At 75.6% G+C, this 15,750-nt stretch carries 4 protein-coding genes; all 4 read right to left on the minus strand.

Annotated features, from left to right (window positions below):
• Positions 1-8: 8 nt before the first annotated feature.
• Entirely contained in the window at positions 9-857 is an 849-nt protein-coding gene (locus Psi01_RS29190; protein WP_204067326.1) for a 3-hydroxyacyl-CoA dehydrogenase family protein, read from the minus strand.
• A 35-nt stretch (positions 858-892) separates the two neighbouring features.
• Entirely contained in the window at positions 893-10,255 is a 9,363-nt protein-coding gene (locus Psi01_RS29195) for a type I polyketide synthase (RefSeq protein ID WP_204067327.1), read from the minus strand.
• A 35-nt stretch (positions 10,256-10,290) separates the two neighbouring features.
• Positions 10,291-15,159, minus strand: a complete 4,869-nt coding sequence (locus Psi01_RS29200) for a type I polyketide synthase (protein ID WP_204067328.1) — start codon at positions 15,157-15,159, stop codon at positions 10,291-10,293.
• A gap of 29 nt (positions 15,160-15,188) precedes the next feature.
• On the minus strand, positions 15,189-15,750 hold a 562-nt coding region (locus Psi01_RS29205; protein ID WP_239128122.1), incomplete at its 5' end, for a phosphopantetheine-binding protein.

The following is a 15,750-nucleotide window of genomic DNA, read 5'->3' on the forward strand; positions in this document are numbered from 1 at the left end:
GACTCCATTCAGTTCGTTGCGTAGGTGTAGAAGCCGCGGCCGGACTTGCGTCCGTGCAGGCCGGCGTCGGTCATCTGCTTGAGCAGCGGGCAGGGTCGGTACTTGCTGTCGGCGTAGTGCTCGTAGAGCACCTCGACGCTGTAGAGGATCGTGTCCACGCCGATCAGGTCGGCGGTCTCCAGCGGCCCCATCGGGTGGCCGAAGCAGCTGCGGAAGACCTCGTCGACCGACTCGGCGTCGGCCACGCCCTCGTGTACGAGGTAGGCGGCCTCGTTGACGGTGAGCATCAGGACCCGGTTGGAGATGAACCCGCAGGAGTCCTTGACCTCCACGGACTTCTTGCCCATGGCCGACAGCAGGTCGCGGGTGCGCCGTACCGTCTCCTCGGAGGTGTGCACCCCGGGGATGAGCTCCACGGCCGGCTTGGCGGGCACCGGGTTCATGAAGTGCACGCCGACCACCTTGTCGGGCCGCGTGGTGGCGGAGCCGACCTTGGTGATGGGGATGGCGGAGGTGTTGACCACGAAGACGGTGTCGGGGCCGCAGACGGCGTCGAGCGTCTCGTACACCTGCCGCTTGGTGTCCCAGTCCTCGGTGACGTTCTCGATGACGAGGTCGCACTTGGCCGCCCCCTCCGCGCCGACGGCGGTGGTGATCCTGGCCAGCACCTCGTCGACGTCGAGGGCGGGGCCGCCCATGAGGCGGCTCATCCTGGTGTTGCGGGCGATGGTCGCCAGCGCGTCGCCGAGGATCTTCTCGTCCCTGTCGACCAGCACCACGTCGTGGCCGGTCTGGGCGAGGTTCTGGGCGACGCCGACGCCCATGACACCGGCGCCGATCACTCCGATCAGGCTCATGTGCGCTCCGTTCGGCTCATGGTGGACCTTGCCTCTCATGTGTGGGTTTCCTGAGGTTGGCGCGCGCGCCTCCGGGCGGCGGAGGCCTCCAGGCCCGAGCGGCGCAGCTGGGCGCGCACGTGGCTGCCGCCGTCGGCGTCGGCCTGCGCGGGCGCCGTACCCGAGGCCAGCGCCTCGACGGTCCGGCTGAGCGCGGCCACGGTGGGGGCCTCGTAGAGGATGTGCGGGGGCAGCTCGTCCAGCTCGAAGGCCCGGCGTACGGCGGCCACGATGGCCACGCCGAGCAGCGAGTTGCCGCCGAGCTCGAAGAAGTTGTCCAGGGCGCCCACCCGTTCCAGCCGCAGCGACTCCCGCCAGATCGCGGCCACCTTCTCCTCGGCGGGACCGGACGGTTCCTGGTAGGAGGTGACCAGCTCGGGCCTGGGGTGCAGGTCGCCGCCGCCCATCTCGGGCGAGGTGACGGCCTCTAGCGTGAAACGGGAGCTGCCGCGCACGAGGGTGGGGTAGTCCTGGGTGGAGACCACGACGCGCGGCTCGCCGCAGGCCAGGGCGCGCCGGAGCGAGCGCCAGCCGTCCGCGAAGCCGATGCCGACCCTGGCCCGGTTCCGGCGGAAGAAGTCGCGCAGTTCCTCCTCGTAGCCGGCCAGACCGGCCTCCCAGGCGTTCCACGTCCACTCGCCCCAGTCGACGGCGACGACGCGGCGGCCGGTGGCGGCCAGCTTGCAGGCGTAGCCGTCGAGGAAGGCGTTGGCGGCGCAGTAGTCCACCTGGCCGGGGCCACCGCCGGTGGCGGAGGTGATGGAGGAGAACAAGACCAGGAAGTCCAGCTCGATCTCGTCCGGCTCGCCGATGCGCAGCGCCTCGGCCAGGGCCAGGGTTCCGGCGATCTTGGGGGCGAGGACGGCGTCCAGTTCCTCGGGCCGTTTGAACTGCATGAGCCCCATGCCGGGGACGCCCGCGGCGTGCAGCACGCCGTGGAGCGCGCCGAAGCGGGTCAGTGCCGCGTCCACGGCGCGGCGCACGTCGGCGGCGTCCGCCACGTCGCCGACGACGATCTCGACCTCGGCGCCCAGATCCGTCAGTTCGCGGACCCGGGCGGCGCGCCGTTCCGCGGTCTCGTCGTGGTCGCCGTCCGCCGGCGGCAGGCCGGTCCTGGCCAGGAGGACCAGCTTGGCGCGGTGCTCGCGGGCCAGATGCTCGGCCAGGCCGAGCGCGATGCCGCCGAGGCCGCCCGTGATCAGGTAGACGCCCTCGTCGCGGAAGGGCGCCTCCCGCGGGTCGGCGGGCAGCTGCTCGTAGTCCGGGAGCCAGCGGCGGCCGTTCCGCAGGGCGACCGTGCGGTCGGACTGCGGGCGGGCCAGCTCGGCGGCCAGCGCGGCCAGGTCCCCGGACTCGGGCGCGCCGGGCAGGTCGATCAGGCGGGTGGTCACCCCGGGGTACTCCAGGGGGATCACCAGGCAGGGACCGGTGAGGGTGGCGCCCTCGGGGTGGGTGACCTCCTCACCGATGACCTGCTGGGTGCCGGAGACCGCGACGTCCAGGGACCAGGCGGCGATGCCCGCCTCTCCTGCGGCCCGGGCCAGGGCGACGAGGGTGTGCAGGCCGTGGGCCGTGGTGTCCTCGCCCGGCTCCAGGGCCCACAGGTGCAGGACGCGGTCCAGCGGCCGGCCGGCGGCCTTGAGGTCGCGGAGCAGGGCGCGCAGGTCGGCGACGTCGCCCGGCCTGACGGTGTGGCCGCCGTCCGGGGTGGTCGTGTAGGCCTCGCCGGGGCGGACCAGGGTGACGGTGGCGCCGGTGGCCCTGAGGTTCTCGGCGACGGTGTCGGCCAGGTCCCCGCGGGTGAGGACCAGCCAGGAGCCGGGGCCCTCCGCCGCGGGGGCGGGGGGCGCCGTCTGGCGCCAGACGGGCAGGTGGAGCCAGCGGTCCTCCGGGAGCCTGGGCAGGCTCGTGATGGCCTCGAAGATGTCCTCCGGCTCGGCCGCCGCCTCGATCGCGGTCCGGCGCGGGGGCAGGGGCTCGATCCAGTGGCGCTGCCGCTGGAAGGGATAGGTGGGCAGCGGGATCCGGCCCGGGACGGCCTCCGCGGTCCACGGAGCGGCCTCCCCCGCCTGAGCGGCAGAGCTCCGGGTGTCCGCCGGTTTCCTGCCGTGGTAGGCGTCCCAGTCGACGGTGACGCCGCACAGCCAGAGGCGGGCCAGGCAGTCGGCCAGCGCGAGGTCGCCCGGCCTGGTGTCGCCCGCGGCGGGCAGCGTGTGGGTGATCAGCGGCCAGCGCTCGGGCGGGCAGCCCGCGCCGCGGACAAGCGCGCCGAGCGACTGCCCCGGGCCGATCTCCACGACGGCCAGCCCGGGGTCGGCCAGCACCTCGCCGACGCCGTCGGCGAACCGGACGGTCGCGCACATGTGCCGCGCCCAGTAGCCGGGGTCGCACACGAGCGCGGCGTCGGCGACCTCGCCGGTCACGTTCGAGATGTACGGCAGGCGCGGCGCGTTCAGCCGCACGTTGTCCGCCACCCACCTGGTCAGCTCCTCGCTCAGCGGCTCCAGCATCCGCGAGTGGAAGGCGTGGGTGGTCTCCAGCGGGCGGCACGGCACCTCGGCCGCGCGCAGGTCGGCGGCCAGCCGCGTGACCGCCTCGCCGGGCCCGGCGACCACCGTGACCTGCGGGCCGTTGACGGCGGCGACGTCCAGGCCGCGCTCGTCCAGCCGGAATCGGCGGCGCAGCCGGTCGGCCGGGAGCGACACGGCGAGCATGCCCCCCGCGGGGAGGCCGGCGATGAGCCCGGCCCGGTGGACGACCAGGGCCAGGGCGTCCTCCAGCGACAGCACGCCCGCCAGGGTGGCGGCGACGTACTCGCCGAGGCTGTAGCCGAGCATGAGGCGTGGGGTGAGACCCCAGGAGATGAGGGTGCGGGCCAGGGCGTACTCGACGGCGAACAGCGCGGGCTGGGCGACCTCGGTGCGTTCGAGCGCGGCGGCCCGGCCGCCGGTCGTGCCGCCGTGGTCGCCACGGTCGCCGCGGTCGCCGCGGCCGAGCAGGGCGGCCAGGTCCGCGCCGCCGCCCCGCTCGCCCGTGAGCAGGTCGGCCAGTTCCGGCAGGTCGTCGCCGAGCAGCGCCAGGCACTCGTCGAAGGCCGCACGGAAGGCCGGTTCGTGGCGGTACAGGTCGCCGGCCAGGCCGGGGTACTGCTCGCCGACGCCGTCGAAGAGGAAGGCGACCTGGCGGTCCTGGACGGTCTCGACCCGGCCCAGCAGGCCGGTCCGCTCGCCGAGCGCCTTCGCCGCCGCCGCGACGTCGTCGGCGACCAGGGCGCGGCGGTGCTCGAACGTCTTGCGCCCGGCCTGCAGCGTGTAGGCCACGTCGGCCAGCCGCGCGCCCGGCCCGGCGGCCAGGTGGCGGCCGAGCCGGTCGCAGGCCTGCTCCACGGCCTCGCTGCTGCGCGCCGAGACGGGCAGGACGTGGTGGCGGTGCGCGGCCGGCTCGGCGTCCCGCCTGACCGGGGGCTGCTCGACGACCATGTGGACGTTCGTGCCGCCCATGCCGAGCGAGTTGAGCCCGGCGATGCGGGGGCGGTCGCCGCGGGTGCGCCAGGGGGACAGCTCGGTGTTGACGTAGAACGGGCCGTCCTCGAAGTCGATCTCGGGGTTGGGGGTCGTGTAGTGGAGGCTGGGCGGGATCACGCCCTCCCGCAGCGCCAGCGACGTCTTGATCAGCCCGCTGGCCCCGGCCGCCCGGTCCAGGTGCCCCACGTTGGTCTTCACCGAGCCGATCGGGCAGTAGCCCTTCTCGCCCGTGGCGCCGAAGGCGCGGGCCAGCGCGGCCACCTCGATCGGGTCGCCCAGCTCGGTCGCGGTCCCGTGCGCCTCGACGTAGCTGATGTCGTCCCCGGTGACGCCCGCGTCGGCCATCGCGTCGGCGATCACCCTGGCCTGGCCCACGATGCTGGGAGCGGTGTAGCCCACCTTGAGCGCGCCGTCGTTGTTCATGGCCGAGCCGCGGATCACGGCCCAGACGTGGTCGCCGTCGCGGATGGCGTCCGGCAGCCGCTTGAGCAGCACCACCGCCGCGCCGTCGCCGAACATGCTGCCCTTGGCCTGCGCGTCGAACGTGCGCACGTGGCCGTCGGGCGACTCCTGGCCGCCGGGGCCGTACAGGTGGCCGACCCGGTCCGGGACGCGGATCGAGACGCCGCCCGCCAGGGCCAGCTCGCACTCGCCGTTGCGCAGGCTCTGCACGGCCAGGTGCGCGGCCACCAGCGAGGTGGAGCAGAACGTCTGGACGGCGACGCTGGGGCCGTACAGGTCGAACAGGTAGGAGACGACGGTGGTCAGGGCGTCCTTGTCGTTGCCCATGATGACCTCGAAGTCGGTGAACTCCCGCTGGTCGCTCTCCAGCAGCCGGGCGCTCTGGCGGAGCAGGTAGGTGCTGATGTTGGCGCCGCCGAACACGCCGACCCGGCCGCGGTGCCCGGGGGCGGCGTACCCGGCCTGCTCCAGCGCCTCCCAGCACACCTCCAGGAAGGCCCGCTGCTGCGGGTCGGTGATCGCGGCCATGCGCGGGCTCATGCCGAAGAACGCCGCGTCGAAGCCGGTCACATCGCCGAGCACGGGGCGGGCGGGCACGTACGCCGGATCCCTGACCAGGTCGGGGGCCACCCCGGAGGCCAGCAGCTCCTCCTCGGTGAAGAAGCTGATGGACTCCACGCCGTCGCGCAGGTTCCGCCAGAACGCCTCCACGTCGGGGGCGCCGGGGAAACGGCCCGCCATGCCGACGATCGCGATCCTGCGGTCCTCGTCCGCGTCGGCGGCCGGGGCCCGCTCCACGACCCGCGCGGCCACGGGCGCGGGCTCCGAGCGTTCGCCGAGGACGGCGGCCAGGGTGTGCACGGTGGGCGCCTCGAACAGCGTCACGGTGGGCACCGCGACGCCGAAGCGCCGCTTCACCAGCGCCAGCATCTGCAGCGCCACCAGCGAGTTGCCGCCGAGGTCGAAGAAGTTGTCCCGGGTGCCGACCGGCTCCACGCCGAGCACCTCGGACCAGAGACCGGCCAGGTCGCGCTCGGCCTGCGTGAGGGGCGGGGTGTACGGCTGGGGAAGCTCGGGACGCGGAAACCTGTCCGCGCGGACCGGGACCGTCGCGGTCACCTTCCTCGGCAGCCGCTCGTCCAGGCCGCCAGCGGCCACCACCAGGGCGGGGCGCGGGGCGGCGAGCAACCGGTCGAAGGCCGCCAGCGCCTCGGCGGCCGACATGGAGTGCGCGGCCATCGACGCGCCCAGGCCGCCCTCGATCTTGCCGAGCGTGACCGACCAGGTGTCCCAGCCGGCGGCGACCCAGGTGGGGTTGCGGTACGCGAGCGCGGTGAGGGCGGCGTTGGCGGCGGCGTACGAGCCGAACGTGATGCCGCCGAGCAGGGCCGAGGTGGAGGAGAACAGGACGCAGAAGCCGGGGGGCTCCCGGAGGCCGGCCAGCACCCGCTCCAGGACCAGGGCGCCGGTCACCTTGGCGGCGAAGTGCCGCTCCAGGGCGGCGGCGTCGAGGTCGCGCAGCGGGCGGAAGGTGTCCGGCGAGGTCTCGGCGGCCATGTGGACGACGCCTCCCAGGGGGTGGCGTCCGTTCCCGGTGACCTCGGCGATCATGGTGCGCATGGCGTCGGCGTCGGTCACGTCCACCCGCGGGGTGAGCACCTCGGCGCCGAGGTCGCGCAGGCGGGCGACCGCCCGGTGGCGGGGGTGGTCGGGGTCGGCGGGGAGGCCGCGGCGGCCGGTGAGCACGATCCGGCCGGCTCCGGCCCTGATCAGGTGCTCCGCCACGAGCAGGCCGACGTCGCCCAGGCCGCCGGTGATGAGGTAGGTACGGCCCGCGGTGATGACGGGAGGGGCGCTCGCCGGCCCGGGCTCCGGTCCGGTCTCCGGGGCGGTCTCCGGGGCGGTGTAGGCGCGGGTGAGGCGGACGCCGGCGCGGTGGGCGACGAACGTGTCGGCGCCGCCGTGGTGGATCTCGGCGGCGAGCGCCCGGGCCGCCTCCTCCGGGGTCGCCTCGGGGGCGAGGTCGAAGGCGGTGCAGTCGAGGGTGAGGTACTCCTGGTTGGCGACCATGGGCAGGGTGGCCGCGGCGGCCTGGGCGGGGTCCGGGGTCTCGCCGTCGGCCACCGCCTGCCCGCCCCGGGTCGCGACCAGGACGCGGGTGCCGTCACCGCCCTCCTCACCCCAGGCGTGCAGCAGCCGGGCCAGCGGGAGGACGGCGTCGCGCCCGTCCGCACGCCGGTCGCCGGGCCCGCGGTCGAGCGGGCGCAGGTCCACCACGACGGCGGCGTCACCGAGCCGCCGGGCCAGCGCCGCGTGGTCCTGCGCCGACTCCGGGTCGATGACGTGGTCACCGGCCGGCGTCCCGGTTGAGGATCCGCCCGTCAGCACGGTCACGACCTCGCTCCCGGCGGCCCGGAGCGCGCGGCCCACCGCCTCCGCGGTCTCGCCCCGCTCGGCCAGCAGCACGCACTTCCCGGCCCGGGTGCCGGCGGACGACGCCACGAGCGGCGCCGGCGTCCAGGTGGGGGCGAGAACGCGCACATGCGCGGGGGGCTGCTCCGCGACGCCCGTGACCTGTGCGGAGGGCCGGTCGGCGACGGCCGCGGGCTGCGCGGAGGGGTCACCCGCGACGGTCTGGGCCCGCGCGGAGGGATCGCCCGCGGCGGGTGCGGGGGCGTCCACCCAGTAGCGGTCGCGCTGGAAGGGATAGGTGGGCAGGCCGACCTTCGCCACGGGACGGTCCCGGCGCAGGCCGGGCCAGTCGAGCGGGACGCCCGCCAGCCACAGCCGGCCCGCCGCCTCCGCGAGGACCTCCGGGGCCGGGCGGGGGTCGTCCGCGCCGGGCAGGGTGGGCACGATGAGGGGCCAGCGATCGCGGTCGCAGTCGCGGTGGCCGCGGGCCATCGCGCCCAGCGACTGCCCGGGCCCGATCTCCAGCAGCGCGGCGTCGGCGTCGTGGCCGAGCAGGGTCGCCAGCACCCCGTCGAACTGGACCGGCGCGCACATGTGCTCGGCCCAGTACGCTGGGTCCGTCGCCTGCCCGGCCGTGACGAGCTCCCCCGTGACGTTGGAGGCGTACGGCACCCGCGGCTCCCGGAGCGGGACGTTGGCCGCGATCCACGCGGTGAGCCGCTCCCTGACCGGCTCCATCATGCGCGAGTGGAACGCGTGCGTCGTGTCGAGGGGACGGCACGGCACCCCGTCCGCCTCCAGCAGCCTGCGGGCGGCGCGCATGGCCGCCGGCTCGCCGGACAGCACGGTGAGCCGCGGCCCGCTGACCGCGCCCACGTCGACTCCCGTGATCCCGGCCCGCCGCAGGCGGTCCACGAGGTCGGGGGCGGGCAGCGGGACCGCGCTCATCGCGCCCTCGGGCAGTTCGCCGATGAGGCGGGCCCGGTGGACGACGAGGGCGAGGGCGTCCGGCAGGGGCAGCACGCCGGCCAGGGTGGCGGCGACGTACTCGCCCAGGCTGTACCCGGCCAGCGCCGCGGGCCGGACGCCCCACGAGAGCATGAGCCTGGCCAGGGCGTACTCGACCGCGAACAGCGCGGGCTGCAGCAGCTCGGTCGGGGTCGCGCCGGAGGAGGCCGCGCGGCCGAGGAGGCGGCCGAGCGCGCCGCCGTCGCCGTCGCGGCGCGGGCCGAGCATCTCGGCGAGCGGGTCCGCGCCGTCCATGAGCCCGCGCAGCACGGCCCGGCACTCCTCCAGCACGTCGCGGAAGACCGGCTCGGTGCGGTGCAGGTCGGCCGCCATGCCCGGGTACTGCTCGCCGGTACCGGCGATGAGGAAGGCCACGGGCCGGTCGTCGCGGTTCTCGGAGCGGCCCATGACGGCGGCCGGATCGCGCAGCGCGGCGGCTGCCTCCTCCGTGGAGGAGGCGACGAGCATGCGGCGGTGGGCGAACACCCGGCGGCCGGTCTGGAGGGTGTGGGCCACGTCGGCCGGCCGGTGCCCGCGTCCGTCCCCGGCCAGGTGGTCGGCCAGGCGGGCGGTCATGGCGTCGGCGGCCTCGGCCGTGCGGGCGGACCAGACCAGCAGCTCCGGGCGGGGCGGTTCCTCGGCCCTGGGCACCGGCGGCGCCTCCTCCAGCACGACGTGCGCGTTGGTGCCGCCGATGCCGAACGCGCTCACCCCGGCCCGCCGGGCCCGGCCGGCCTCGCGCGGCCAGGGGCGCAGGGCGGTGACCACGTCCAGCCCGGCCTCGCCGCCGGCGAGCTGCGGGTTCGGCTCCGACAGGTTGAGCGTGGGCGGGATCTCGTCGTGGCAGAGCGCCAGCGCGGCCTTGATCAGGTTCGTGACCCCGGCGGCCCGGTCGAGGTGGCCCACGTTCGTCTTGACGGACCCGACCAGCAGCGACTGACCGCGGAACACCTGCTGGAGCGCGGCCAGCTCGGCGGCGTCGCCGAGCGCGGTGCCGGTGCCGTGCGCCTCCACGTAGTCGATGTCGGCGGGCGTGAGGCCGGCGGCGGCCAGCGCCTCGGCCATGACGGCGGCCTGGCCCTGCACGCCCGGTGCGGTGAACCCGACCTTGCGCCCGGCGTCGTTGTTGACCGCCCAGCCGCGGATGACGGCGTAGATCCGGTCGCCGTCGGCGAGCGCGTCCTCCAGACGCCGCAGCGCGACCACGCCGACGCCGCTGCCCAGCGGCGCGCCGAGCCCGCCGGCGTCGAACGCGCGGCACTCGCCGTCGGGCGGCGCGATGCCGCCCGGCTGGTACAGGTAACCCACCCGGTGCGGCACGTTGACCGCGACGCCGCCGGCCAGCGCCAGGTCGCACTCGAACCCGGCCAGGCTCGTGGCCGCCGCGCACACCGCGACGAGCGAGGTCGAGCAGTAGCTCTGCACGCCGTACGCCGGCCCGGACAGGCCGAGCGCGTGGGCGACCCGCGTGGTGAGGGAGTCTTTGTCGTTGGCCAGGCCGAGCGCCAGGTCGCCCATGACCGCGCCGACGCCGCCGGGGATGAGGTTGTTCTGCATGTACGAGCTGTGCGCGCACCCGCCGAACACCCCGATCGCGCCCTCGAACCTCCCGGGGTCGCAGCCCGCGTCCTCCAGCGCCGCCCAGCTGTGCTCCAGGAACAGCCGGTGCTGCGGGTCGAGGATCTGCGCCTCCTTGGGGCCGAAGCCGAAGAACGCCGCGTCGAACAGCTCCACGCCGTCGATGACCGGGGCCGCCTTGACGTACGCGGGGTCGGAGAGCACGTCCTCGGGCACCCCGGCGGCGCGCAGCTCGTCGTCGGTGAAACGGGTGATCCCGGACTCCCCGGCCCGGATGACCGACCAGAGCTCGGCGACGTCGGACGCGCCGGGGAAGCGGCCGGACATCCCGACGATCGCGATGTCGGTGCCCGGGCTTTCGATGTCGTCGTTCACGTCTCGCGTCCTCTTCTCCGTTGCTCGGACGGTGGTCATTTCCGGGGGCCGGACCTCGCCCGGCGGCGCCGCTGTCCCCGTGCCGAACCGGCGGTGAGCGCCTGCTGGGCGGCGGTGCCGTCGTCGTGCAGGGCCGCGGCGAACTCGGCCACGGTCGGGTGCTCGAACAGCACCGCGGGCGGGACGGGGCGGCCGAGCTGCTTCTCCACGGCCATCACCATCGCCATGCCGAGCAGCGAGTTGCCGCCGAGGTCGAAGAACGGGTCGTGGACGCCGACCCGGTCGATGCCGAGGTAGGCCCCCCACAGCTCGGCGATCTCGGCCTCGGCGTCGGTCCTGGGCGGCGCGTAGTCGGCGCGGAGCTGCGGGCGCGGGAAACGCTCCCCCTGGGGCACGACGGCCGCGGATCCGACCAGGTCGTCCAGGTCGAGCATGGACGTCCAGGCTTTCAGCACCTCGCGCAGCGGCTGCCGGACGGCCATGACGCCGCCGTGGCCGCCGGCCAGGATGCGGTCCAGGAACGCGCAGCCGGCCTCGTCGGGGAAGCCGTACCGCGCGCGGTAGTCGGCCACCCGGTCGGCCAGGCCGCCGCCCGCGGTCGTCTTGAGGCCTTCCGACTGCCACACGTCGTGCTGCCAGGGTCCCCAGGCCACCGAGACGACGCGGGTGGAGGCGGCGGTGGCGGCCAGCGCCTGGCCGTACGCGTCCAGGACGGTGTTGGCGGCGCAGTAGTCGGCCTCGCCGACGCCGCCGAACGCGGTGACGGCCGAGGAGTAGAGCACCAGGACCTCGGGGCGGTCCTCGGCGGGGGTGCCGGGGCCGACCAGCTCGGCCAGCGGGCCCATGGCCAGCACCTTGGGGGCCAGCACGCGCCGCGCCTCGTCGGTGGTACGGCGCCGCACCATCCCGCCCGCCGGGAGCCCGGCGGCGTGGATCACGCCGTGGAGGCGGCCGAAGTGCTCGCGTGCGCGCCGCAGGGCCTCCCGCAACTGCCCGGGCACCCCGGTGTCGGCGGTGAGAAGCAGCACCTCGACGCCCTGGGCCTCGAGCTCGGCGACGTCCCGCAGCGTCCTGGCCGCCCTGTCCCGGTCACGGGCCGTCCCCGCCGCATCGTCCCGGCCGCCCTGGGGCGTGCCGTGGCGGGACTCCCCCGTCGCCTTCTCCTCGTCGAGCGGGGCTCCGGCGCGGGACAGCGGGGTGCGGCCGACCAGGGCCAGACGGCGGACGCCCGCGCGGGCCAGGTGCCGGGCCAGGGCCATGCCGAGGCCGCGGGTGCCGCCGGTGATGAGGTACGCACCGTCCGCACGCCAGGGCTGCGGCACTTGCGGCCGGTCGGGGACCTGGACCCAGTGGCGGATCCAGCGGCGGCCGCGGCGCCAGCCGGTCAGGGGGTCGGCCGCCTCGGGGGAGCCGTCCTCCTGCGGTGGCGTGAGGAGCTCGCGGGCGAGCTGGGCGGCCACGGCCGTGGCGGAGGAGCCCTCCTCCGCGTCCAGGTCGACACCGCTCCAGGTCAGGCCGGCGTACTCGTGACGGGCGGCCCGGCCGAGCCCGTGGGCGAGTGCCTGGTGGGGGGCCGGCACGTCGCCGCCGAGGATCTCGGTGGCGCCCCGGCTCACGGTGAGCAGGCGTCCCGGCCGCTCGCCCAGCGCGTGCAGCGCCAGCATGAGGCTGTCGAAGCCGTGCCCGACGGCTTCCCGCAGTTCCTCGTCGCCGGGCAGTCCAGGGGCGGCGGCCAGGCTCCACAGGTGGGCCACGTGCACGGGACCGGGGGGAAGCCCGGCGAACGCCTCCGCGTACTGCCCGGGCACGGCCGGGTCGACGGTGAGGCGGCGGCCCTCGCGGCGCGGCCCCTCCCCCGCCACCACCTCCACCACCGGGGTCCCGGAGGCGGCGGCCAGGTCGGCGAGCGCCGATCCCACGCCCTCGGGGTCGGCGAAGACGACGAGCGGGCCGGGGAGCGCGAGCGCGGTGGGGAGCGCGCCGGCGGCCGGGTCGCGCCGCCACGCGGGCGCGAAGGCGTAGTCGCCGATCCCGGCGTCCTCCGGCCGTCCCTCCTCGGAGGGCTGAGGGGCCGTCCGGTACCGCTGGGTGTGCCCGGCGGCGGGCTCCGGCCAGAAACGGGTGCGCTGGAACGGGTAGGCCGGCAGGTTCAGCACCCGGCCGCCACCCGGGTGGACGCGTTCCCAGTCCACATCGGCGCCCAGCTCCCACAGCGCGCCGCAGGTGCCCAGCAGGTCGGCGTGGGCGTCGCGCGGCCCGGTGGTCGTCCAGTACGGCGGCAGCGTCCCGAGCACGGCGGCCGCACCGCCGGTCATGCTCTGGCGCACCAGGCCGCCGAGGGTCTGGCCGGGGCCCAGCTCGACGAACGCGGTCACCTCCTGCTCCAGGCAGTGGCGCACGCCGTCGGCGAAGCGGACCGTGCCGGTGAGCTGGTCCGCCCAGTAGGAGGTGCCGATGGCCTGCTCGTCGGTGAGCGGGCGGCCGGTCAGGTTGGACACGACGGTGACGGCGGGGGCGTTGCGCCTGACCGTCTCCAGCACCGCGACCAGCTTCTCCCTGGCCGGTTGGAGCAGCGAGGAGTGGAAGGCGTGGACCGAGCGCAGCGGGCGGCAGGCCAGGCCCCGGCCGGTCAGCACGGCGGCCGCCTGCTCGATCTCCGCGGACGGGCCGCTGAGCACGGTCATGGACGGGCCGTTGAGCGCGGCCACGTCCACCTCCACCCCGGCGGTGGTCAGGGCGGCGCGGACGGGTGCCTCGGGGGCGGCCACCGCGACCATGCGGCCGGCGGGGGTCGCGCCGATGAGGTGTGCCCGTTCGATCACGACGCGCAGGGCGTCCTCCAGGGAGAACACCCCGGCCAGGCAGGCGGCGACGTACTCGCCGAGGCTGTAGCCGATGAGCAGGTCGGGGGTGATGCCCCAGTGGCGGAGCAGGCGGGCCAGCGCGTACTCGACCGTGAAGAGGAAGGGGTGCGCCACCGGGGCGTGGCCGAGCGGGTCGTCGGCGCGGTCGTGGTCGGCGTCCCTGCCCAGCATGGCGGCCAGGCCGGTGGACGGGGCCGGGTGCCGGTCGGTCGTGAAGTACGGGCGCAGGTCCACACCCGAGTGGCGTTCCACCAGGTCGGCGCACTCGTCCACGGTGGCGGCGTAGACGGGTTCACCGGCGTACAGTTCGCGGCCGAGGCCGGCGTAGTGGTCGCCCACGCCGGGAAGCAGGAAGGCTGTGCGGGCGGAGCCGGTGACCCGGTGCCCGCCGCCGTCGTCGGCGAGGGCGCGGAGTCTGCGTACGGCGTCGCCGAGGTCGGCGCAGACGAGGGCGCGGCGGTGGTCGAGCCCGGCGCGGCCGGTCTGCAGCGTGTGGGCGAAGTCGCCGAGCGCCGTGCCGGGCCGCTCCTCCAGCCAGCCGGCCAGCCGGCCCGCCTGCTCCCGCAACGCCGCCGCGCTGCCCGCCGACACCGGCACCACCCAGGACCGCTCCCCCGCAGGATCGGGAGCCGGCGGAGCCGGCGGGGCCGGCGGGGCCGGCGGGGCCTCCAGGATGACGTGGGCGTTGCTGCCCGACAGGCCGAAGGAGCTGACGCCGGCCAGGGCGGGGGTGTCGCGGTGCGGCAGCGGGGTGGTGGCCGTCACCGGCTGGACGGTGCCGTCCTCGGGGAGCGCGGCGGCCGGGGTCGTGAGGTTGAGGCTGGGCGGGATCAGGCCGTTCTCCAGCATCAGGATCGTCTTGATGACGCCCGCGACGCCGGCGCCCGCCTGGGTGTGGCCGATGTTGGTCTTGACGGCGCCCACGCGCAGCGGGCGGCCCGGGTCGCGCCTGCCGAACACGTCGTGCAGGGCCGACACCTCGATGGCGTCCCCCAGCTGGGTGCCGGAGCCGTGCGCCTCCACGTAGTCGATGTCGTCGGGGTTCACCCGGGCCGCCGCCAGGGCGCGGGTGATGACGTCGACCTGGGCCCGCCGGCTGGGCGCGGTGAGGCCGTTGCTGCGGCCGTCCTGGTTGACCGCCGATCCGCGCAGGACGGCCCGGATCCGCCGCCCGTTGGCGATCGCCTTCGACAGCGGTTCGAGGACGACCATGCCGCCGCCCTCGCCCATGACGTACCCGTCGGCCCGCTCGTCGAAGGTCTTGCACCGCCCGTCGGAGCACATCATCAGACCGGCGCAGGCCTGGAGGTAGAGCGTGGGGTGCAGGATGAGCGAGGCGCCCCCGGCCAGGGCCAGGTCGCACTCGCCCCGGCGCAGGCTCTCGGCGGCCAGGTGGATGGCGATCAGCGAGGAGGAGCAGGCGGTGTCCACGGTGAGGGTGGGCCCCATCAGGTCGAGCTGGTAGGCGATGCGCCCGGCCGCCACGCTCGCCACCGCCCCCTGCCCCAGGTACGGGTCGGAGACGACCTCGTCGCCCTGGAGTTCGAGCTGGAGTCTGCCGTACTGGAGCGTGTCCATGAAGCCGACCATCACGGCGGTACGGCTGCCGGCCAGGCGGGACGGCGCGAGCCCGGAGTTCTCCAGGCCCTCCCAGGCCAGTTCGAGCAGCAGGCGCTGGTGCGGGTCCATGCGCAGCGCCTCGCGCGGGGACAGGCCGAAGAACTCGGCGTCCCAGCCGGTCACGTCGTCCAGGAACGCGCCGTACCTGGTGTACATGGTGCCGGGCACGCCCGGGGCCGGGTTGTAGTACGCCTCGACGTCCCAGCGCGAGGGCGGCACCTCGCGCACCGCGTCGTCGCCCCGCCGCAGCAGGTCCCAGAAGTCCTCCACGGTGGCGCCGCCGGGGTAGCGGCAGGCCATGCCGACGACGGCGATGGGCTCGTGGCGGCCTTCCTCCAGCTCGGTGAGGCGCTGGCGGGTCTGGGCCAAGTCGACGGTCACGCGCTTGAGGTAGGCGCGGAGCTTTTCCTCGGTCCCCATCGGGAGAGCCTTTCCGGTCGCGGTCGTGGTCACAGTTCGTTGTCGATGAGGGCGAAGATCTCCTCGTCGGAGGCTGAGTCGATCTTGGCCATCACGCCGCCGTCGGCGGCCGGGGCCGAGCCGAGCTTGACGAGCGCGCTCTGCAGGATCGGCACGAGACGGTCGCGGATGGACTCGGCCTCCCCGTTGGCGTCCGCGAGCGCCTGGTCGATCCTGGCCAGGGCGTCGCGGAGCGTGTCCTCGGGCGCGGCCTTGGGCGGGGCCAGGGCGGTGAGCAGGTGCTGGGCGAGCGTGGTGACGGTGGGATGGTCGAAGACGAGCGTGGCGGGCAGGCGCAGGCCGGTGTCGGCGTTGAGCCGGTTGCGCAGCTCGACGGCGGTCAGGGAGTCGAAGCCCAGCTCGTTGAAAGGGCGGCTCACATCGACGCTGCCGGCGCTGCCGTGCGCGAGCACCGCGGCGACGTGGCCCTGCACGGTGTCGACGAGCAGGCGCAGCGCGTCGGGCTGGGGCAGGGCGGCGACGCGGTCGGAGAGAGCGGTCTCGCCCGCGTGCCCCGCCGGGGACACCGCCTGCCGGGGCAGGCTGACCAGG

The organism is Paraplanobispora siamensis, from assembly GCF_016863175.1.
Lineage (GTDB): Bacteria > Actinomycetota > Actinomycetes > Streptosporangiales > Streptosporangiaceae > Planobispora > Planobispora siamensis.

Coding starts and splice junctions, on each gene's coding strand:
- Psi01_RS29200 (WP_204067328.1), bottom strand. CDS start 15,159: ATGGGGACCGAGGAAAAGCTCCGCGCCTACCTCAAGCGCGTGACCGTC.
- Psi01_RS29190 (WP_204067326.1), bottom strand. CDS start 857: ATGAGCCTGATCGGAGTGATCGGCGCCGGTGTCATGGGCGTCGGCGTC.